1 pseudogene is annotated in these 239 nt (G+C 49.4%); it reads left to right on the forward strand.

Going from position 1 to position 239, the window contains the following annotated elements:
* Positions 1-239: pseudogene (locus B7696_RS10360) on the forward strand (MSCRAMM family adhesin SdrC); the annotation flags it as partial.

The following is a 239-nucleotide window of genomic DNA, read 5'->3' on the forward strand; positions in this document are numbered from 1 at the left end:
GCTGATTCAGATGCCGATGTGCTTGCTGATTGGCTCGCACTTGTTGATGCTGATTCTGATGCTGATGTGCTTGCTGATTGGCTCGCGCTTGTTGACGCTGACTCAGAGGTGCTTGTGCTTGCTGATTCAGAAGCGCTTGTTGATGCTGATTCAGATGCCGATGTGCTTGCTGATTGGCTCGCACTTGTTGATGCTGATTCTGATGCTGATGTGCTTGCTGATTGGCTTGCACTTGTTTT

The organism is Streptococcus mitis, from assembly GCF_002096815.1.
GTDB lineage: Bacteria > Bacillota > Bacilli > Lactobacillales > Streptococcaceae > Streptococcus > Streptococcus mitis_AD.